Below are 18,316 nucleotides of genomic sequence, written 5' to 3'. Positions count from 1 at the left end.
AGCCCCTAACCCAGCAGAGCGGCCGCTACCTCGGGGGTGAGCACCTCGTAGGCTTCCGAATCCCGGTTGTAGTACCAGGTGTTCTCGTTCGGTTCGAGGCGAAGTGCCGACCGCGCCGCGTGGGTGGCGGGACGGAAGCTGGAGCTGCGCGGAATCTCGTCCACCACCTGCACGACATCGGGTCGCTGGGCGGGGTCGAGGGCGCGCAGGCCCTCGGTGACGTCGGCGGGTTCCAGGCGGTGGCCCGCGCGCACGCTCACCACCGCGACCGCGAGCGTGGTGCTCGGGGTACGGCGGCCGAACGCGACCTCCATGTCGACGGCCGCGATGTCGTTGAGCGCGTCCACGATCGGCTGGGTGTAGACCGGCCCGCGCGCGGTCGCGATGACGGTGTCGCGGCGGTCCATCAGCCAGTAGTCGCCGTCGCTGTCGCGGCGGAACAGATTCTCCGTCGGCATCCAGGCGTCACCGGCGCTGAAGACCCCGCGCAGGCCGCCGCGGGAGATGTCGACGGTGTCGGCCGCCCGCCCGATCAGCAGGCCCACCTCGTTGTCGGCGGCGCGGCGCGCGAAACCCCTTGTGTCGGTGACGATCTGCTCGGCGATCGGATCGTAGGAGATCAGTTCCACCTTCGCCGTGCCCGGCACCGGGCGGCCCTTGCAGCCGATCTTCACCCCCGCCACATTCGCGAGCACCACATCGCCCTCGATGGAGGCGTAGAACTCCAGCACCCGCGCGGGGGCGAACCGTTCCGTGGTGCGCCGCCACAGACCGGCCGGCATACCGGAGCCGATGAACAGCCGGATCGGATGCGAATGGCCGGCGGGGAAGGTGTCGGCGTCGAGGATGTCGCGCAGCATGGTCCAGGTGTAGGTGACGACGGTGACCCCGTAGCGGTGCACCTCCGCGGCGAAGCTGGGCGGATCCAGCGACCGGGCCAGCGCGATCCGGCTGCCGCCGGCCACCGCGCCGCCCAGACTCACCAGCAGTCCCGACGAATGGTGCAGCGGCGCAAGGCAATACACCGTATCGCGGCGGTCGAGGTCGGCCGCCGTGGCGGTGCCGAAGGCCGACAGCGCCCACCGATGGTTGGTGATGTATTTCAGGTCGAGTTTGTCGCCCGTACCGGTGACCAGGATGAACGCCAGCTCGCGCGCCACCCCGGGATCGGGGCGGAACCAGCCCGGCAACGCCACCGCCGCCGGGTCGACCTGCTCCAGGTCGACCACATCGGCGCCGTCCGGGATGTCGAGCGTGCGGGCATTGCCGCCACCGAGCACCAGGACCCGGGTTCCGGCGGCGGCCGCAGCCCGCAGATTCTCGGGATCGGCCACGATCACCGTGGTTCCGGTCGATTCGACCGCCCGCGCGGTATCGCCGCCGGGGGCCAGCAGCACCGCCACCGCCCCGATCCGCGAGAGCGCCGCGACCGAGGCCAGCGCACTCGGCCGGGTTTCCATCAGCACCCCGACGCGGGTGCCGGGGCGTACGCCCGCCGAGATCAGCCCGCGCACCACATTGTCGATGCGGGCGCCGACCGCGGCGTGGGTGTGCACCCGGTCGTCGAAGAGGAACAGCTCACGCATCGGCGCGCTGCGCTGTTGTTCGGCGAGCAGGCGGCCCAGCGAGATCCGGGTGTGCGGCTGAATCATGCCGAGCCGGGTCAGCCGGGGCAGCGCCCGGGCAGCCTCACCCGTCAGCTCCTTCGATCCGCGCAGGGCGTTTCCGGCCAGACTGCCGAACGCCGCGCCGATTCCGGCGCCGGCTTCGGCCAGGGTGGCCGCGGTGTGCACGACGCGGGTGGCGGCGGTGGACTGGCGGTCGGCGGCGATGTGCTCGTGCATGGGCGCGATCTGTTCGGGCAGTTCGGCGTGCCCGCCCAGCCAGTTCACCCAGTCGCGCACCAGCGGCCAGGTCTGGTTGGTGGCGGTACTGCCCGCCACGAGGCCGAAATGCCCGGCGACCAGGGTGGCCTCGTAGACCTCGGCATTGGGCGCCGCGCGCACGATACCGCGCACCGCCGCCGGCTGGCCGATGTCGTCGACCTCACCGACGAAGGCGAGGATGGGGCATTTCACCTCGGCCAGCGAGATCGGCTGATCACGAATGACGAAGCCGCCGGACATCATCCGGTTGTGTGCGACGAACTGCTTGAGCAGATCGGCGGCCGCCGGTCCGGAATAGCCCACCCAGCCGTCGTGTTCGAGGAAGCGGCGCTGACGTTCCTTGGGCAGCAACGCCTCTCGGTCGTGCAGCTGGCGCAGGAAGTCGATCCGGGCCTTCGCCGTCTTCACCGGATCGAGCAACTGGAAGCCGACGCGCACCATGGCATCGGTGATCGGCAGCCGGGTCAGGACGTGGTCGGCGACGAAATCGGCGACCTCCGACACCAGCCCGTAGGGCAGCCCGAACGGCAGGCCCGCCACGATGTCGACCGGGCTGCCGAAGGTGACGATGCTCTGCACGCCCTTGCCGTAGCGGAACGCTGTGGCCTGATAGGCGAACATGCCACCCTGCGAGTACCCCATCAGGTGCACGCCACGGCCGGTCAGTTCGTTGACGGTGTCGATCGCGCTCGACAGGGCGAGGACATGGTCGGCCAGATCGCGCTGCCAGCCGCCCTCCTCGGTGGCCGGTGAGCCGAAATCCAGCACCCAGCAATCGATTCCGGCGCGATGCAGGATGCCGACGGCGCCGCCCTCGGCGTTGACGTCGTAGATGTCGGCATTGACCATCAGCGGCGGCACCAGCAGCGCGACGGGCCGGTCCGCGGCCGGATCGTCGGGGAAGTAGTGGCGCAGCCGGTACATCCGCTTACGCTCGGTGACCTCGAAAGGCGAGGACTCCACATCGTGGGCGAGGCCGCCGAAACGGATGACCTCGAGACCGTTCTGCGCGGTCGCCATCAACCGCCGCGCCGGCCCCGTCAGGGTTCTCGTATCGAATTTCACAACCACTCCCAGCCCTTGTGCCCTGCGCTCACGCCTTCACGCCCCCTGCGTGCGGGTCGAGCCTGCCACATCGACAGCCTACTGCGGCCCCGTTGTGATCGGTCCCATCCGCGATCACAGGTTGCGCACGGACGGGGTGCGTGTGCGGCGGCCGGCACAGAGTTTTCGCGAATATGGTCGCGCAGCACCGGCCGTGCCCTACCATGGTTCACGGAACGCCGTTGTAGCGCATGACTATTCGATCAGATGTCTAGTTCGCCAGGCCAGTCCCGACTCCCCTTCTCCTCCGGTGGCGGAAACCGGTGCCGATCGGTTTCGTGTCCGCGTGTTCGCGTGCCGAAGTCAGTGTTCGGCGCTGTCCGCATCCATCGCCAATCCCCAGGTGAGGACCGCAGATGACTCTCGAACTTCCCGCCCAGACCGACAACCACGACCGCAAATCCCTGTCCACCGCCGCCGCCCATCAACTGGCCCACACCACCAAATCCGAACCCCAGATGCAGGGCATATCCTCGCGCTGGCTGACCCGCATGCTGCCGTGGACCCAGGTCGAGGGCGGTATCTACCGGGTCAACCGCCGCCTCACCCACACCGTGGGCAACGGCGAGGTGGAATTCGTCATCGACGGCTCGCACGCCCATGTCATCCCGCTGGAACTACAGGAATTGCCGGCGTTGCGCGACCTCGACGACGAGGAGATCCTCGCGGCGATGGCCGGGCAATTCATTCAGCGCGACCTCGAGCCCGGGACGGTGCTCGCCGAATTCGGCAATCCGGTCGATCAGCTGATGCTGATCGTGCACGGCAAACTCAGCAAGATCGGCACCGGCGAATACGGCGAATCCACCAAACTCGGCATGCTCGGCGACGGTGACTACTTCGGCGACTCCCTGCTCACCGACCGTGATGCCATCTGGCCCGTGACGGTGAAGACGGTCACGCCGGTCACGCTGCTCACGTTGCCGCGCACGGCATTCGACCGCCTGGTGGACCAGGCGCCGCTCCTCGGCGAACACCTGTCCCGGGTGGCGCAGTCACCGGTGCGACCGCAGAACAAATACGGTGAGGCGAATATCGAGATCACTTCCGGGCATATCGGCGAACCGCTGCTCGACGGCACCTTCGTCGATTACGACAGTTCGCCGCGCGAATACGAACTCAGCGCCGCGCAGAGCGTGCTGCGCGTGCACACCCGGGTGGCCGACCTGTTCAACGATCCACACAATCAGATCGAACAGCAATTGCGGTTGACCATCGAGGCATTGTACGAGCGCCGCGAATACGATCTGGTCAACAGCCCCGATTTCGGACTGCTGAACAATTGCGATCTGAAACAGCGCATCTACACCGAATCGGGCCCGCCGACGCCGGACGATCTCGACGAACTGCTGAGCATGCGCCGCGGTACCAAGTTCTTTCTCGCCCATCCGAAGGCGATCGCGGCCTTCGGCCGGGAATGCAACAAACTCGGCCTGTACCCGGACCCGGTCGACATCCAGGGCCGCCGGGTCCCCGCGTGGCGGGGAGTACCGATACTGCCGTGCGGAAAGATACCGGTCAGCGAGAAGCAGACCACGTCCATTCTGGCGATGCGCGTGGGGGAAAAGGATCAGGGGGTGATCGGACTACATCAGACCGGAATTCCGGACGAATACGAACCCAGCCTGAACGTGCGATTCAAGGGAATCGACGATCAATCGATCATCTCGTATCTGGTCAGCTGCTATTACTCGGCGGCGGTGCTCGTTCCGGACGCGCTGGGCATTCTCGACAATGTGGCCGTCGCCCGGCAGAGCGATTGACGGGGTGAGCGCAGATGTCGGTACTCTCCCGTGCCGCGGCGCCACCGGCCGGTGACGATCTGGCCGGAATGATCGCGGCCCTGCTCGGCAGTTTCGATCACGCTCCCCCGGCCCGCATGGCGATTCCGGGCTCCGCGCCGATGTCTCCGCCGGGCGGCGCGACGGTGCATACGATGATCACCGGCGCGGTTCCGGCCGGCCTGCTCGGTCCCACGGGCCTGGGCACCTCGGGGCTTCGGTTACCTCGCCCGAGCACGGATGCCGCAGCGCCCGGTGCACGGCCATCGAGCGCCGGGCCGACCGCATCCGGCGGATCGGGCGAGGAGCTGCCCGCTCGAACGGATATCCCGCCGCTGTACTGTCCGCCACCCCTTCGTGACGATCCCGCGCTCGCGTCGGCCGTCGATGCGGGAATCCTGCAGTGGGCCACCGATATCGGGCTCTACGAGGGCCGGCTGGACGAGCTCGCGAAGGCCGGATTCGGCCGCCTCATCATGCTCGCCCACCCCGACTGCGACGACGCCGATCGACTGCTCGCGGCGGCCAAGGCCGCCGTCTCGGAGTGGTCGGTGGACGACTACTACTGCGAGGAGGACGCCGACGACCACGCCCCCGACGGCACCCCGTCCGATGCCGCCGCCGAACTGGGACCGCGGCTCGAATTGGCCATGGCCGCAATAGATCCCGTCCAGCTTCCGGTGGCATACCAGGCACGGCTGGAGCGAGCGCTGCGGGCCGACCCCATCCTGCGGGCCTTCCGCACCTCGTTCGACCATCTGGCGCGGTACTCCAGCGACGCTCAGCTCACCCGGTTGCGCACCGAGATCGGCGGCTGGTTCATCGCGCTGGGCGCCGAGGCGGGGTGGCGCGCGGCGGGCCGGATGCCACCGGTGTGGGAATACCTCACCAACCGGCAACCGCACAGTTTCCTGCCGTGTATGGCGCCGATCGATGCGCTCGGCGGCTACGAACTCGACGCGGCCGGCTACTGCGATCCCCGCATGCGGCGCGCGGTCACCACCGCCGCGCTCGCCGCCCAGATGGTCAACGACCTCTACTCGATGGCTCGCGAAGACCTTTCCGGCGGAAGGGAATTCAACCTGCCGACGGTACTGGCCGCCGAGGAGGGCTGCACCCGCCGCGAGGCCGTGCAGCGCACCGCCGCGATCCACGACGAACTGGTCCATCGTTTCGAAGCCGAGGCGACGGCACTGGCGGCGACCGGTTCACCGCAGCAACGCCGCTTCCTCGCCGGACTGTGGGCATGGCTGGGCGGCAATCGCGCCTGGCACGCCGACAGCCGCCGCTACCGCGACGCCTGAGTCCGATTCCGGTTCCACCGGCAGTACCCACCGATCGAGAGGATGATCTGCGATGACCGTGCTCCAGCCCGCAACCGACGGTGTTCTGCACACGAGTTACCAGCGGGCCGTCGCCGCCTACTGGAACGACAATCCCAACGACGATCGCGTCAATACCGAGCTCGGCGCGGTGGACGGGCTGTACCACCATCACTACGGCATCGGTGAGCCCGACTGGTCGGTGCTGGAGGGACCGGAGGAGACGCGCGGCGAACGCATCGTCGCCGAATTGCACCGGCTCGAGACCGCCCAGGCCGATCTGCTGCTCGACTACCTCGGCGATATCGGGCCCGGCGACCGGCTGCTGGATGCCGGCTCCGGCCGCGGCGGCACCAGCTTCATGGCCCACGAGCGTTTCGGCTGCCGGGTCGACGGGGTGACCATCTCCGAATATCAGGTCGGCTTCGCCAACGATCAGGCCCGCGAGCGGGGCGTCGACGATCGGGTCCGGTTCCACTACCGAAATATGCTCGACACCGGATTCGAGGCCGGTTCGATGCGCGGCATGTGGACCAACGAAACCGATATGTACGTCGACCTGCCGGATCTGTTCGCGGAGGTCGCCCGGTTGCTGGAACCGGGCGGGCGCTACGTCTGCGTCACCGGCTGCTCCAACGACGTCACCGGTGGCCGGTCGGCCGCGGTGAGCTGGATCGACGCCCACTACGGGTGCATGATCCATCCGCGCGGCGAGTACTTCCGGGCGATGACGGCCAACGGCCTCGTCCCGATCGCGGTCACCGATCTGACCTCCGCGACCATCCCGTACTGGGAACTTCGTACCCGGTGCGAGCTGGCGACGGGGGTGGAGGAACCGTTCCTCACGTCCTATCGCGAGGGCAGTTTCCAGTACCTGGTCATAGCCGCCGATAAGGTAGGGCGGTGACCGGCACCCACACCACCTCCACCGACAGCACGGTCGACCGCGAGTCCCTGCCCGTCGAACTGGTCGACGAGCAGGGCCGCGCGACCGGAATCTGCCCGGTGTCCGACGCCCACACCGCGCCCGGACGGCTGCACCGCGCATTCTCGGTGCTGCTGTTCGGGCCGGACGGGCGGGTGCTGTTGCAGCAGCGGGCCGCGGTCAAGACCCGGTTCCCGCTGCGCTGGTCCAACACCTGTTGCGGACACCCGGGGCCGGGCCAGTCCCTCGCCGAGGCCGCCGCTGTCCGGCTGGGCGAGGAACTGCGGATCGGCGCGGATCTGCGTGAGGTCGGGGTCTATCGCTACCGGGCCGACGATCCGGCGACCGGGCGGGTCGAGGACGAATGGGATCACGTCCTGATCGGTGAGTTCACCGGCGTTCCCGACCATCCCGACCCGGCGGAAGTAGCCGCACTGCGCTGGGCGGATCCCGATCGGATCGACGCCGATATCGCTTCCGCCCCAGCGGATTTCACGCCGTGGCTGCACGGCGTGCTGGCCACCGCGCGCGCGGGACGCTGAGCCGGCTCACAGATCCAGCAACCAGTCGTTGGGGGCGAACAGCTCGAAGTGGACCTGCTCGTCGGCCACACCGGCGGCCTTCAGCTGGGCCCGTGCCGCCTGCAGGAAGCCGGTGCCGCCGCACAGGTAGATCTCGGCGTCCGCGGGCAGCTCGATGCCGGTCAGCGACAGCAGGCCCGCATGCGCGCCGGCGCTGGGCTCCTCGTACCAGACGTGCAGCTCGGCATCGGTCAGACCCGCGACCAGATCGGCCTGGCGGCCGCGCAGCGGGTGTGTGGACTCGGCCCGGTCGGCGTGCAACGCCAGCACCCGGCGTGGCGATCCGGTGGCCGCGAGATATTCCAGGATTCCGACCATCGGGGTGACCCCGATGCCGGCCGAGATGAGCACCAGCGGTGTCCGCGCGGCGGTGTCGATGGTCAGATCGCCGAACGGCAGGGTGATCTGCAACCGGTCGCCCACCTCGACGTCGGTGTGCAACCACGACGACACCTCCCCCTCGGGCCGGTCACCGACGGCGGTGACACGACGCACCGCGAAGGCCAGCCTGCCGGCACCGGGCGCGTTGACGAGGCTGTACTGACGCAGCTGGCGAGCGCCGTCGGGCAGGTCGGCGCCGACCGACACATATTGTCCCGGAACGAATTCGGGCAGCGGCGCGTCCGCGTCGGCGGATTCCACGACGAAGGTGACCGTGTCGGCGGGATCCTCGATGCGCTGCACCACCCGGACCTCGCGGAAGACCGCGCCCGGTTCGACTCCCGCGCCGGAGTACAACTCGTTCTCGAATCCCATCAGGGTGTCGGCCATCAGCCAGTAGACCCGGTCCCAGGCGGCGGCCACCTCGGGAGTGACGGCCTCGCCCAGCACGTGCACGATCGCCGCGAACAGATGCTCGTGCACGACCGGATACTGCTCGGGCACCACCCCGAGCGAGGCGTGCTTGTGGCCGATGCGGGCCAGCAGTTGGCGCGGATGCGGCAGGGCCGGATCGACGAGGTGGGTGGCGAATGTGGCGATCGAGGCGGCCAGCGCGCGCTGCTGCTCCCCCTGGGCCTGATTGCCGCGATTGAACATGTTGCGCAGCAGATCGGGGTGTGCGGCGAAGAGGCGGCGATAGAACTCGGCGGTGATGTCGTCGATCCGCGCCCCGATGACCGGCAGGGTCGCCCGCACGATCTCGGCGTGGTGTGGTTCCAGTTCGGCGATGGTGTCCAGGGCCGATGTCGACGCGGTCGTCATGGTGAAACTCCTCTTCGAGCAACAATTCCGGTGAATCACCGGACGAATTCCACGGTAGCCATTTCCGGTGTTTCGAATCCAATTCCGAGGCCGTGTGTTCAATTACGGCTCCGGTTGCGGATTATGTTGTCCGCGCCACATTTTTGTCCCGATACACCGACATGCGCTGTGACACCGAAGGCGTTGGCGCACAGCGTAGTACGAAGAGGTACGAGACTCAGGAGACGGCGGGGATATCGGCCGCGAAACCGCCGAACGGCAATGCCGGCGACGCCGACAGATGCAGTAATTGCTGCGTCCGCCGATCGACCAGATCGCTGAGGGTATAGCGGTCGAGTTCGCGATAGAACGACTCCTGCGCCTCGGCCAGGATTCGCCGCAGGCGGCACGCCCCCGCGATCGGACAGGGATGGTCGCCCACGCAGTCGACCACCTCCGCCGCGCCTTCGAGGCCGCGCACGATCTGCCCGACGGTGGCGGTGCGGCCGGCGTCGGTGAGGAAGATGCCGCCGGCGCGGCCCCGCTGCGATGCCACCAGCCCCAGTTCGGAGAGTTTGGTGACGGCCTTGGCGACATAGTGTTCGGAGGCGTTGACCTGCCGGGCGATCAGCTTCGCGGTCACGCGCTCCTCGGCGCCGCTGCTCACCGCGAGCCGCATCATCGCCCGCAGCCCCAGATCGGTGAAGCGCGACAACTGCATTCTCCCAGGCTACTTAATTCCGCCTTCCGAAAGCGCATTCAGCGGTGTGGGGTCAATTACCCCGCCTCGTGCCGATTTTGCGGGCCGGCTCACACCCGCCGCCGCGCCCGGCTTCCCGGATTCGCGGCGACCGTCTGGCACATCGCGACGATGTTCTCGACGCGCTCGAGCACGCGGAATACGCTGTGCGCGTCCAGGATTGAGCCACCCGCGTCAGTGCGCGCCGCCCAGCTCCAGCGCCAGCACCCCGGCGATCAGGAGCCCGATGCCGCCGATCTGCACGGCCGAGAGCGGCTCGTCGAGAAACAGCGCGCCGATCGTGGCGACCAGCGCCACCCCGATCGCCGACCACACGCCGTAGGCGACGCCCACCGACATCCCCCGCTTCAGGGCCTGCGACAGGAACAGGAACGCCGCCACATAGCCGACCACCACGACGATCGAGGGCACCAGCTTGGTGAATCCCTCGGACAGCTTCAGCGACACCGTCGCCGACACCTCGGTCACGATGGCCAATCCGAGAAAGAGGAACATCATGCGCGCACGATATCGGGCGCGCAGGTTGAACGGCCCGCACGGTCCGGACGCACGGGCCGCTGGATCAGCTCAACCAGGTGCGGGCTTCGGCCGCGGTGGTGCGGACCTCGCCCAGCTGTTCGGCGACCCGCACACCGGCGGTACCACCGCGGGAATTACGGGAGGCGATGGACCCCTGCACCGTCAGCACCTCGCGCACCTGCGGCGTCAAGGCCGGATCCACGGCGGCGAACTCGGCATCGGTCAACTCGTCCAGGCCGACGCCCCGCGCTTCGGCGGCGCGCACGCACGCACCGGCCGCCTCGTGCGCCACGCGGAACGGAACGCCTTGGCGCACCAGCCATTCCGCGATATCGGTGGCCAGGGTGTATCCAGCGGGCGCCAATTCGGCCATCCGCTCGGTGTGGAAGGTCAGGGTGGAGACCAGACCGGCGATGGCGGGCAGCAGCAGTTCCAGCTGTGCCACCGAATCGAACAGCGGCTCCTTGTCCTCCTGCAGATCCCGGTTGTAGGCCAGCGGTTGCGCCTTGAGCGTCGCGAGCAGACCGGTGAGGTTGCCGATCAGGCGACCGGCCTTACCGCGGGTCAGCTCCGACACGTCCGGGTTCTTCTTCTGCGGCATGATCGACGATCCGGTGGACCAGGCATCGGCGAGGGTGATGTAACCGAATTCCGGTGTGCTCCAGATGATGATCTCCTCCGCCATGCGCGACAGATCGACCGCGATCATCGCCAGGACGAAGGCGGCCTCGGCGGCGAAGTCGCGCGCGGAGGTCGCATCGATCGAATTGGCCGCGGCGGCATCGAAATCCAGATCGGCGGCGATCGCTTCGGGATCGAGGCCCAGCGAGGAGCCCGCGAGCGCGCCCGAACCGTAGGGCGAGATCGCCGCGCGCTTGTCGAAATCGCGCAGCCGGTCCACATCGCGCAGCAGCGGGTGCGCGTGGGCGAGCAGCTGATGGGCCAGCAGCACCGGCTGGGCCGCCTGCAGATGGGTCTTGCCGGGCATCACCGCATCCGGATGTGCCGCGGCCTGCTCGACCAGGGCGTCGACGACCTCGAGCACGCCGAAGGCGATGCGGCGCACCGCATCTCGCAACCACATGCGGAACAGGGTGGCCACCTGATCGTTGCGCGAACGTCCCGCGCGCAACCGGCCGCCGAGTTCGGGGCCGACCCGATCGATCAGACCGCGTTCGAGCGCGCCGTGCACGTCTTCATCGGATTCGGCCGGGGTGAAGGCGCCGGAGGCGACATCGGCCGCGAGCCGGTCGAGCCCGTCCAGCATGCCCGCCAGATCGGCCTCCGACAGCAGTCCGGCCTTGTGCAGCACCCGGGCGTGGGCCTTGGACGCGCGAATATCGTAGGGCGCCAGCGCCCAGTCGAAATGGGTCGATTTGCTCAGCGCCGCCATGGCGGCGGCGGGGCCGGAGGCGAAACGCCCACCCCACAGCGCGCCCTCGTTGGTGGCTTGGCTCATCGGTTCTCGTCTCCTCGTGTGGCGGTCATCAGGATGTGGCGGTTCAGTTCGGTGCGTGCGGCCTCGGGCTGCGCACGGCCGTGGCCGGTCAGGAGGGTGACCGGATCGCCGGCCGTGACGGCCCAGCCGTGCGCGGTGAACCATTCGCGCGGGTCGGTGCGACCCTCCCAGGGGTACCAGAGTTCTTCGAGGTTCAGCGTGATCCCGGCCTCGGCGAGCAGTCGCTTGCGGCGCTCGCGCAGCGCGTGCAGCGCGGGCGAATCCTCGCGCCGGCCGCGCCCGATGTTCAGGGCGATCCGGCTACCGGGCGCGCTGAGCGCCGCGATATCGCCGAACAGCCGGTCCTGCGCCTCGCCGGGCAGGTAGCGCAGCAGTCCCTCCGCCAGCCAGGCGGTCGGCGCGGTGGGATCGAAACCGTTGTCCCACAACTCCTTCGGCCAATCCTGACGCAGATCCACGCCGATCGCGCGCCGATCGGCGGCGGGTCGCACGTCGGCGAGCACGGAGTTCTTGAACTCCAGCACCTTCGGCTGGTCGAGTTCGAAAACCACGGTGCCGGAAGGCCATTCGAGCCGGTACGCGCGGGCGTCGAGTCCGCTGGCGAGAATCACGACCTGCCGGATACCGGCAGCGGAGGCGGCAGCGAAGTACTCGTCGAAATAGACCGTGCGAGCGATGAGCATCGCCGCCAGCGAACTGTAGACGGGTCTGTCCTCGGTTGCGCCGGGGCCGTCCGCACCGGAACGATTATCGCCGGGGTCTGCCGTGCCCTCGCTTTCCGCGGTAACGGCACCACCCGATGCCGCCGCGATCTGAGCGCGCATGATGTGGCTCCAGCCCGAACCGGCGGCCTCGACCAGACGCGCGGCGTAGGGGTCGCGGAACAGCGCATCCGGGCGCCGGGTCTCGGCGGCGCGCATCGCGGCCACGCCGATCGCGGTCGCGCCGACGCTCTCGGTGATATCCCAGCTGTCGTCGTCACTGCGCACGGATATCTCCTCCGGTTCGGCCTGCTTCGCTCGGAATCCGCATCGAGACCGGCACGAGGTTCCGCGACCGGCCCGGTCGCAGGTTACTCCGCGTCCCTGGGAACCCATTCGCGCCCTGACCGGTCATGTTCGGCTCGGCTGCGCGATCCCGCCGGGCATCGGGAGGCGAGCCCGGTCGGCATGTCCGGCCGGGCTCTCCGCTGCCTACTTCTTGGACAGGTCCCGGCGCGCGGCGACCTTGGAGGACAGGCCGTGGATCTGGACGAAGCCCTTGGCCAGCGACTGGTCGAAGCTGTCGCCCTCGTCGTAGGTGGCCAGGTTGAAGTCGTAGAGCGACTCCTCGCTGCGGCGGCCGTTGACGACGACGTTGCCGCCGTGCAGCACCATCCGCACCTCACCGGAGACGTGCTGCTGGGTGTCGCGCACGAAGGCGTCCAGGGCCCGCTTGAGCGGGGAGAACCACAGGCCGTCGTAGACCAGCTCGCCCCAGCGCTGCTCGACCTGGCGCTTGTAGCGGCCGAGTTCGCGCTCGACGGTGACGGCCTCGAGTTCCTGGTGCGCGGTGATCAGCGCGATCGCGCCCGGCGCCTCGTAGATCTCGCGGCTCTTGATGCCGACGAGGCGGTCCTCGACCATGTCGAGGCGGCCCACGCCCTGGCGACCGGCGCGCTTGTTGAGTTCGGTGATGGCCTCGAGCACGCTGACCGGGCGGCCGTCGATCGCGATCGGCACACCCTTGTCGAAGGTGACGATCAGTTCGTCGGGCGCCTCGAAGTTGACGGTCGGGTCGACGGTGTAGTCGTAGACATCCTTGGTCGGCGCGTTCCACAGATCCTCGAGGAAGCCGGTCTCGACCGCGCGGCCCCACAGGTTCTGGTCGATCGAGAACGGCGACTTCTTGCTCACCGTGATCGGCAGCGCGTTCTCCTCAGCGAAGGCGATGGCCTTCTCGCGGGTCCACGCGTAGTCGCGCACCGGGGCGATGACGTTCAGATCGGGCGCGAGCGCGCCGATGCCGACCTCGAAGCGGACCTGGTCGTTGCCCTTACCGGTGCAGCCGTGGGCGACGGTGGTGGCGCCGTGATATTCGGCGGCCTCGACCAGGTGCTTGACGATCAGCGGGCGGCTGATCGCGGACACCAGCGGGTAGCGGCCCATGTAGAGGGCATTGGCCTGCACGGTCGGCAGGCAGTACTCGTCGGCGAATTCGTCGCGGGCGTCGACCACGATGGCCTCGACCGCGCCGCAGTCCAGTGCGCGCTGGCGCACCACGTTCATATCCTCGCCGCCCTGGCCCAGATCGATCGCGACGGCGACCACCTCGGCCCCGGTCTCCTTGCCGATCCAGCTGATGGCAACGGAGGTGTCCAACCCGCCGGAATAGGCGAGTACGACGCGATCGGCCATATCTGATGCTCCTCAGGTTCGTGCGTATGCGTAGGTGGGTGCGCGATGTCACCGGTGCGATGTGCCGCCGCTACCCGCCCTCGGACGGCTCACATCAACTGCAAATGATTATGCATGATGATGCAATCCCATTCATAACCGGGGGTGGGCATTGCCGAAACCGGGTATCACCGATATGTCACCCTGATAGCGAACGGCCTCGGATGCCCCGGGAAAGGCGGACCCATGCTCTCCACGTTTGCGGGTTATTTCGGCACGATCGGATCCGATGTGCTGGCAATCGGCCAATCGGTGATCACCCTCATCACCGACCTGATCGGCGCGGGCACGCCGGGCGGCGGCCTCGGCGGGAGCTACCCGCCCGGACAGTACCCACTGGCCTGAGCCGGAGGACGTGGTGCCGCGCTCGCGTTCCGAGTGGTGCGAGCCCGGCACTCATCCGAAGCTGACCCGCTCGAGCCAGAAGTCGAACAGTCCCCGATCGCCCAGAATCTCGATCTCGGCGTTCTCGACCGCCCGGCGACGGTAGATCACCAGCAGGAGTTCGGTGAGGGGTCCTCGAACCGCGACCGCGGCGCGCTCGTGAGCCCGCCGCCAGCCGATGGCGTCACCGGTGAGATCGACGATCCATTCGGCATGGAGGTCCTCGGGCGTGTCGGTGGCATGGAAGTGCAGGGTGCGGCCGGGGCCGAGCAGTTCCCGGGATTCGGGTTTGTAGTCGAACATCACCGGCAGCGAGGCCAGTTCCAGCCATTCGTCGATGGCGTCCGCGGCCACATCCAGCGCGGCGTGATAGTCCCCACCGAGGGCGAGCGTGGCGTCCGCCCGATGGATCAGCGTTTCGTGGGTGAAACGGCGAGCGTAGAAGTCGGTGGTCGGCACGACCGGCACCGGAGTCCAGAGCTCGAGGCCGGGCCCGGCCCGGCGAAGTTCGGCGGACAGATCCGCGGCGCCCTCGGCGAGCCAGCCGCGAAGTTCCTCGGGGTCCTCGTCCAGATATCCGGACAGATCCCGGAACGCGAAGTCGTCCTCCGGCAACGGTTCTCGCACCCGCGCGGCGACCGCCGCCCGCGCCCACCGCTGCGCACCGCCGAGGTGACGCCCCAGCTGCCCCACGGTCCAGCCCGGGCAACTCGGTACGGGAACCGCGGTGTCGGCGTCCGCGAGCGCGGCACGCAGCAACTCGGTCTGGGCCACGATCTCATCGCAATATCGCTCGAAGGTCAGCGCCATGCGCACACCCTAGGAACGGGCACCGACAGGTTCGCGTTCTCGACGCGTCAGGCCTCGCCGAGAACGCCGGTGACGATCCGGCGAATCCGCTCGTAATCGGGATCGGCGGGACCCGGCCGCCGTTCGGGCCACTCGCCCGATGCTTCCTCGATGCCGAACAGGACGGCGGTGAAACGCGGATGGATTGCGCGAGAAAAGATGTCGTCCACCGCGGCCAGCGCGTCGGATTCGGGCCACTGCCACTGCGCCGCGACGAATGCGGTGAGGTTGCGCCGCGTGGTCGCGAAGATGGCGTCGTAGAAGTCGGCGGCGGCAGCCGGCACCCGCTCCGCCTCGGCGATCACCAGCCGGCAGGTCCGCACCGACTGGACCCACACCACCGACCACAGGAATCCGACGCAATATCGGGTCACCGCGTCCAGACGGTCGTCACCGTAGTCCTCGGGAGTCCCCAGCCGGTTCAGATGCAGACCCCGCACGAAGTCGACGACGGCGAGGAACAGCGCGTCCTTGTTCTCGAAGTGCGCGTACAGGGTTCGCTTCGACGTTTCGGCGCGCGCGGCCAGTACATCCATCGACGTCCGCTCGAACCCGACCTCGAGGAAGACGTTCTTGGCCGTCCACAGGATGTGTTCGTGCAGTCGATCGCCACGCCTCGCCATGCGGTCTTCCCTTCCGTCAAAGTAAACGGTACGGTGTAGTTTACTTACGCCGCACTCGTTCAGGAGTAGCTCATGATCGTCGTCACCACACCCACAGGCAGTATCGGCCACCAGGTCCTCGATCTCGTCGCCGGCAGCGACCAGCCCATCCGGGTGATCGCCCGCGACCCGGCGCGCCTGGCCCCGCACATCCGCGAGCGGGTCGAGGTGGTGCAGGGTTCGACCTCCGATCGCGAGGTCGTCGCCGCCGCGCTGAAGGGCGCCGATACCGTCTTCTGGCTGGTTCCGCCGAATCCGGCCGCGCCCAGCGTGCCCGGGCACGTCCTGGAATTCGTGACGCCGCTGTGCGAGGCGCTCGACAGCGTCGGCCGGATCGTCGCCGTATCGAGCCTCGGCCGGGCCAACGGCCGTAAGGCGGGCCAGATTTCGGCGATCTTCGCCATGGACGCGCTGATCGAGAGCAGCGGGGTGCATTATCGGTCGCTGTGCCCGCCCGGATTCATGGACAATATGCTCCGGCAGATCGATCCGATCCGGAACCTCGGCACCTTCTTCGGCACCATCTCCGGCGATCTGCGCGCACCCACGTGCGCCACCCGGGATATCGCGGCCGTCGCGGCGCGACTGCTGCTCGACGAGTCCTGGACCGGACAGGACAGCGTGGAGATCCGCGGCCCGGAAGATCTGTCGCACAACGAGATGGCGCGCATCATGTCCGAGGTGCTCGGCCGCACGATCGGCTACCAGCAGGTCCCGGCGGCCGACTACGCGGCATCGCTGACGGCACACGGGATGAGCCCGGCCTGGGCGCAGGGCCTGGTGGATATGTCGGCCGCGGTCGAGGACGGGCTCTACGACACGCCGCGCACATCGGAGTCCTACTCCCCCACCGGTTTCCGGCAGTGGTGCGAGGAGGTGCTCGCCCCGGCGGTCGCCGGCTGATTCGTCCGATTCGGGCCGCAGGTCGGGAATGCCGGCGGAATCGGCGAACTGCCGGCGTCTCCGGATCCGCCAAACCCATTGATCGCCAACACGTTCCGGTCGGCACGGAATCCGTGCACGAGCGCTTGGTTTCGAATACCATCCGATCGAGACGATCCCGCGCCGACAGGACTGTGATGACCGCATCCGACACCAGTGCGACCTCCGATGCCGAGGCGCCCAGCAGTGCCCGCATCTACGACTACGCATTGGGCGGCAAGGACAACTACGAAGTCGACCGCCGCGCCCTCGAGCAGGTCATGGAGGGCTTTCCGACGGTACGGATCGCGGCCCGGCACAACCGGCAGTTCATGCATCGCGCGGTCGGCGTCCTCGCCGACGCCGGAGTGAAACAGTTCCTCGACATCGGCACGGGAATTCCGACCGAACCCAATCTGCATCAAGTGGCACAGGAGCGGGCGCCGGAGGCCCGCGTGGTGTACGTCGACCACGACCCGGTGGTGCTGGCTCACGCGCGCGCCCTGCTCGCGGGATCGCCCGAGGGCCGCACCACCTTCATTCAGGCCGACCTCACCGATCCCGAGGCGATCCTGTCCGCCCCGGAATTGCACGAGACCCTCGATCTGGCCAGTCCGGTGGCGTTGAGTCTGGTCGCGGTGCTGCATTTCCTGTCCGCCGAACAGAATCCGGCCGGCGTGCTGAAGACCCTGCTCGACAATCTCGCGCCCGGCTCGTTCGTCATCGCGTCACACATCACCGCCGATCTGGATCCGGAGGGGATGGACCGGGCGCTCGAGATGTATCGCCGCAGCGCCGTCTACGCGCAGGCCCGCACCCGCGACGAATTCGCCGCCTTCTTCGACGGTCTCGAACTGCTCGATCCGGGCGTGGTCGCCGTCAACCGCTGGCGCCCCGGCATCGAACCCCCGTCCTGGCTCGACAAGCAGGTCAACTGCTGGGGCGCGGTCGCCCGAAAGCCGTAGTGCCGCACGCTCATCCGCGCCAGTCCGGATCACGGCCCAGGAGGGCGACGATATTGTCCAGCGGCGGGCGGGATTCGTCCTCGGCCAGCCGGGGGCGATAGGCGCCGCCCGGGCCGTTGAGCGGACTGCCGGGCGCGGTGATCGAGCGCGCGATGGGCAGGGCCACGGTCAGCAGTCGCGCCGGCACCGGGCAGGGACGGTGCAGGGCCCGGGTGAGATCCCAGCGGTGGGTGAGCATGTCCACCAGATGGACGCCGAGCACGTGTTCGATGGGCAGCGGGCCGGACCGCGGCAACACGACCACCTCGCCGCAACGTTCCATCGCGGCGATCCACCGGGCGGTGATCTGCGCGAACACCTCACGCGGATCGTCCACGCCGTCGATCGAGGTCCCGAGCACGGAGACATTGACCGCCTCGTGCCGCTCGTTCATATGGGCGATCAGGTCGGCGACATTCCACCCCGCGCACGGCGTCGGCGCGGTGAGATCCGCATCGTCGAGTGTGACCACGTCGTGGCCGATCAGAGCCAGAGCCATCGCGTCCATCCGCAGAAGTTCGCTCATGACAACACCTTTCATC

General features: G+C 68.3%; 17 protein-coding genes. 7 read left to right on the top strand and 10 right to left on the bottom strand.

Going from position 1 to position 18,316, the window contains the following annotated elements:
- Positions 1–5 precede the first annotated feature (5 nt).
- Positions 6–2,957, bottom strand: coding sequence for an AMP-binding protein (locus tag NK1_RS08025; RefSeq protein WP_084460678.1), 2,952 nt, complete (start codon positions 2,955–2,957; stop codon positions 6–8).
- A gap of 389 nt (positions 2,958–3,346) precedes the next feature.
- On the opposite strand from NK1_RS08025, the gene NK1_RS08020 reads away from it, so the two are divergent.
- From NK1_RS08020 to idi, 4 genes are read left to right on the top strand one after another with little or no spacing between them, the layout of a single operon-like run.
- Positions 3,347–4,753, top strand: coding sequence for a family 2B encapsulin nanocompartment shell protein (locus NK1_RS08020; protein ID WP_063007887.1), 1,407 nt, complete (start codon positions 3,347–3,349; stop codon positions 4,751–4,753).
- Positions 4,754–4,767: 14 nt separating this feature from the next.
- Complete coding sequence (locus NK1_RS08015) at positions 4,768–6,075, top strand: family 2 encapsulin nanocompartment cargo protein terpene cyclase (protein WP_063007886.1); 1,308 nt, start codon at positions 4,768–4,770, stop codon at positions 6,073–6,075.
- A 52-nt stretch (positions 6,076–6,127) separates the two neighbouring features.
- A complete protein-coding gene (locus NK1_RS08010; RefSeq protein ID WP_063007885.1) occupies positions 6,128–7,000 on the top strand; it encodes a geranyl diphosphate 2-C-methyltransferase in 873 nt (290 codons plus the stop codon).
- Entirely contained in the window at positions 6,997–7,560 is a 564-nt protein-coding gene (gene idi, locus NK1_RS08005; protein WP_245660389.1) for an isopentenyl-diphosphate Delta-isomerase, read from the top strand. The genes NK1_RS08010 and idi overlap by 4 nt, the downstream gene beginning before the upstream one ends.
- Positions 7,561–7,566: 6 nt before the next feature.
- Here the strand turns inward: idi and NK1_RS08000 are convergent, their stop codons facing one another.
- From NK1_RS08000 to NK1_RS07975, 6 genes are all read right to left on the bottom strand, one after another.
- The gene (locus NK1_RS08000; RefSeq protein ID WP_063007884.1) at positions 7,567–8,802 is read right to left on the bottom strand and encodes a globin domain-containing protein; all 1,236 of its coding nucleotides are present in this window, start codon (positions 8,800–8,802) and stop codon (positions 7,567–7,569) included.
- Between the two features lie 217 nt (positions 8,803–9,019).
- On the bottom strand, positions 9,020–9,502 hold the full coding sequence (locus NK1_RS07995; protein WP_063007883.1) for an RrF2 family transcriptional regulator: 483 nt from the start codon (positions 9,500–9,502) through the stop codon (positions 9,020–9,022).
- 213 nt (positions 9,503–9,715) lie between these two features.
- On the bottom strand, positions 9,716–10,039 hold the full coding sequence (locus tag NK1_RS07990) for a DMT family transporter (protein ID WP_036500715.1): 324 nt from the start codon (positions 10,037–10,039) through the stop codon (positions 9,716–9,718).
- Positions 10,040–10,103: 64 nt separating this feature from the next.
- On the bottom strand, positions 10,104–11,519 hold the full coding sequence (gene argH, locus NK1_RS07985; protein ID WP_063007882.1) for an argininosuccinate lyase: 1,416 nt from the start codon (positions 11,517–11,519) through the stop codon (positions 10,104–10,106).
- Positions 11,516–12,508, bottom strand: coding sequence for a class I SAM-dependent methyltransferase (locus NK1_RS07980; RefSeq protein WP_063007881.1), 993 nt, complete (start codon positions 12,506–12,508; stop codon positions 11,516–11,518). The genes argH and NK1_RS07980 overlap by 4 nt, the downstream gene beginning before the upstream one ends.
- Positions 12,509–12,712: 204 nt before the next feature.
- Complete coding sequence (locus NK1_RS07975; protein WP_030518242.1) at positions 12,713–13,915, bottom strand: argininosuccinate synthase; 1,203 nt, start codon at positions 13,913–13,915, stop codon at positions 12,713–12,715.
- A 225-nt stretch (positions 13,916–14,140) separates the two neighbouring features.
- Between NK1_RS07975 and NK1_RS34270 the strand changes: the two genes are divergently transcribed.
- Positions 14,141–14,299: a hypothetical protein gene (locus tag NK1_RS34270; RefSeq protein ID WP_157104132.1), complete on the top strand. Its 159-nt coding sequence runs from the start codon at positions 14,141–14,143 to the stop codon at positions 14,297–14,299.
- A 51-nt stretch (positions 14,300–14,350) separates the two neighbouring features.
- On the opposite strand, the gene NK1_RS07970 is transcribed toward NK1_RS34270, so the two are convergent.
- The gene (locus NK1_RS07970; protein WP_063007880.1) at positions 14,351–15,148 is read right to left on the bottom strand and encodes a maleylpyruvate isomerase family mycothiol-dependent enzyme; all 798 of its coding nucleotides are present in this window, start codon (positions 15,146–15,148) and stop codon (positions 14,351–14,353) included.
- 47 nt (positions 15,149–15,195) lie between these two features.
- On the bottom strand, positions 15,196–15,810 hold the full coding sequence (locus NK1_RS07965; RefSeq protein ID WP_063007879.1) for a TetR/AcrR family transcriptional regulator: 615 nt from the start codon (positions 15,808–15,810) through the stop codon (positions 15,196–15,198).
- Between the two features lie 72 nt (positions 15,811–15,882).
- Here NK1_RS07965 and NK1_RS07960 point away from each other — a divergent pair, with 72 nt between their 5' ends.
- Positions 15,883–16,752 (top strand): NmrA family NAD(P)-binding protein, encoded by an 870-nt coding sequence (locus NK1_RS07960; RefSeq protein WP_063007878.1) that lies wholly within the window; start codon positions 15,883–15,885, stop codon positions 16,750–16,752.
- 176 nt (positions 16,753–16,928) lie between these two features.
- Positions 16,929–17,735: an SAM-dependent methyltransferase gene (locus NK1_RS07955; protein ID WP_063007877.1), complete on the top strand. Its 807-nt coding sequence runs from the start codon at positions 16,929–16,931 to the stop codon at positions 17,733–17,735.
- A 10-nt stretch (positions 17,736–17,745) separates the two neighbouring features.
- Here the strand turns inward: NK1_RS07955 and NK1_RS07950 are convergent, their stop codons facing one another.
- A complete protein-coding gene (locus tag NK1_RS07950; protein ID WP_063007932.1) occupies positions 17,746–18,300 on the bottom strand; it encodes a TIGR03086 family metal-binding protein in 555 nt (184 codons plus the stop codon).
- Positions 18,301–18,316 lie beyond the last annotated feature (16 nt).

Source organism: Nocardia kruczakiae NBRC 101016, from assembly GCF_001612965.1.
Classification (GTDB): Bacteria; Actinomycetota; Actinomycetes; order Mycobacteriales; family Mycobacteriaceae; genus Nocardia; species Nocardia kruczakiae.
The sequence above is the reverse complement of the archived record's forward strand: the minus strand, read 5'-3'. Positions and strand labels throughout refer to the sequence as shown.

What these genes read in the sequence shown, in the direction of transcription:
- NK1_RS08020 (WP_063007887.1), top strand. Translation starts at nt 3,347, where the DNA reads ATGACTCTCGAACTTCCCGCCCAGACCGACAACCACGACCGCAAATCC.
- NK1_RS08015 (WP_063007886.1), top strand. Translation starts at nt 4,768, where the DNA reads ATGTCGGTACTCTCCCGTGCCGCGGCGCCACCGGCCGGTGACGATCTG.
- NK1_RS08010 (WP_063007885.1), top strand. Translation starts at nt 6,128, where the DNA reads ATGACCGTGCTCCAGCCCGCAACCGACGGTGTTCTGCACACGAGTTAC.
- NK1_RS08000 (WP_063007884.1), bottom strand. Translation starts at nt 8,802, where the DNA reads ATGACGACCGCGTCGACATCGGCCCTGGACACCATCGCCGAACTGGAA.
- NK1_RS07995 (WP_063007883.1), bottom strand. Translation starts at nt 9,502, where the DNA reads ATGCAGTTGTCGCGCTTCACCGATCTGGGGCTGCGGGCGATGATGCGG.
- NK1_RS07990 (WP_036500715.1), bottom strand. Translation starts at nt 10,039, where the DNA reads ATGATGTTCCTCTTTCTCGGATTGGCCATCGTGACCGAGGTGTCGGCG.
- argH (WP_063007882.1), bottom strand. Translation starts at nt 11,519, where the DNA reads ATGAGCCAAGCCACCAACGAGGGCGCGCTGTGGGGTGGGCGTTTCGCC.
- NK1_RS07975 (WP_030518242.1), bottom strand. Translation starts at nt 13,915, where the DNA reads ATGGCCGATCGCGTCGTACTCGCCTATTCCGGCGGGTTGGACACCTCC.
- NK1_RS34270 (WP_157104132.1), top strand. Translation starts at nt 14,141, where the DNA reads ATGCTCTCCACGTTTGCGGGTTATTTCGGCACGATCGGATCCGATGTG.
- NK1_RS07970 (WP_063007880.1), bottom strand. Translation starts at nt 15,148, where the DNA reads ATGGCGCTGACCTTCGAGCGATATTGCGATGAGATCGTGGCCCAGACC.
- NK1_RS07965 (WP_063007879.1), bottom strand. Translation starts at nt 15,810, where the DNA reads ATGGCGAGGCGTGGCGATCGACTGCACGAACACATCCTGTGGACGGCC.
- NK1_RS07960 (WP_063007878.1), top strand. Translation starts at nt 15,883, where the DNA reads ATGATCGTCGTCACCACACCCACAGGCAGTATCGGCCACCAGGTCCTC.
- NK1_RS07955 (WP_063007877.1), top strand. Translation starts at nt 16,929, where the DNA reads ATGACCGCATCCGACACCAGTGCGACCTCCGATGCCGAGGCGCCCAGC.
- NK1_RS07950 (WP_063007932.1), bottom strand. Translation starts at nt 18,300, where the DNA reads ATGAGCGAACTTCTGCGGATGGACGCGATGGCTCTGGCTCTGATCGGC.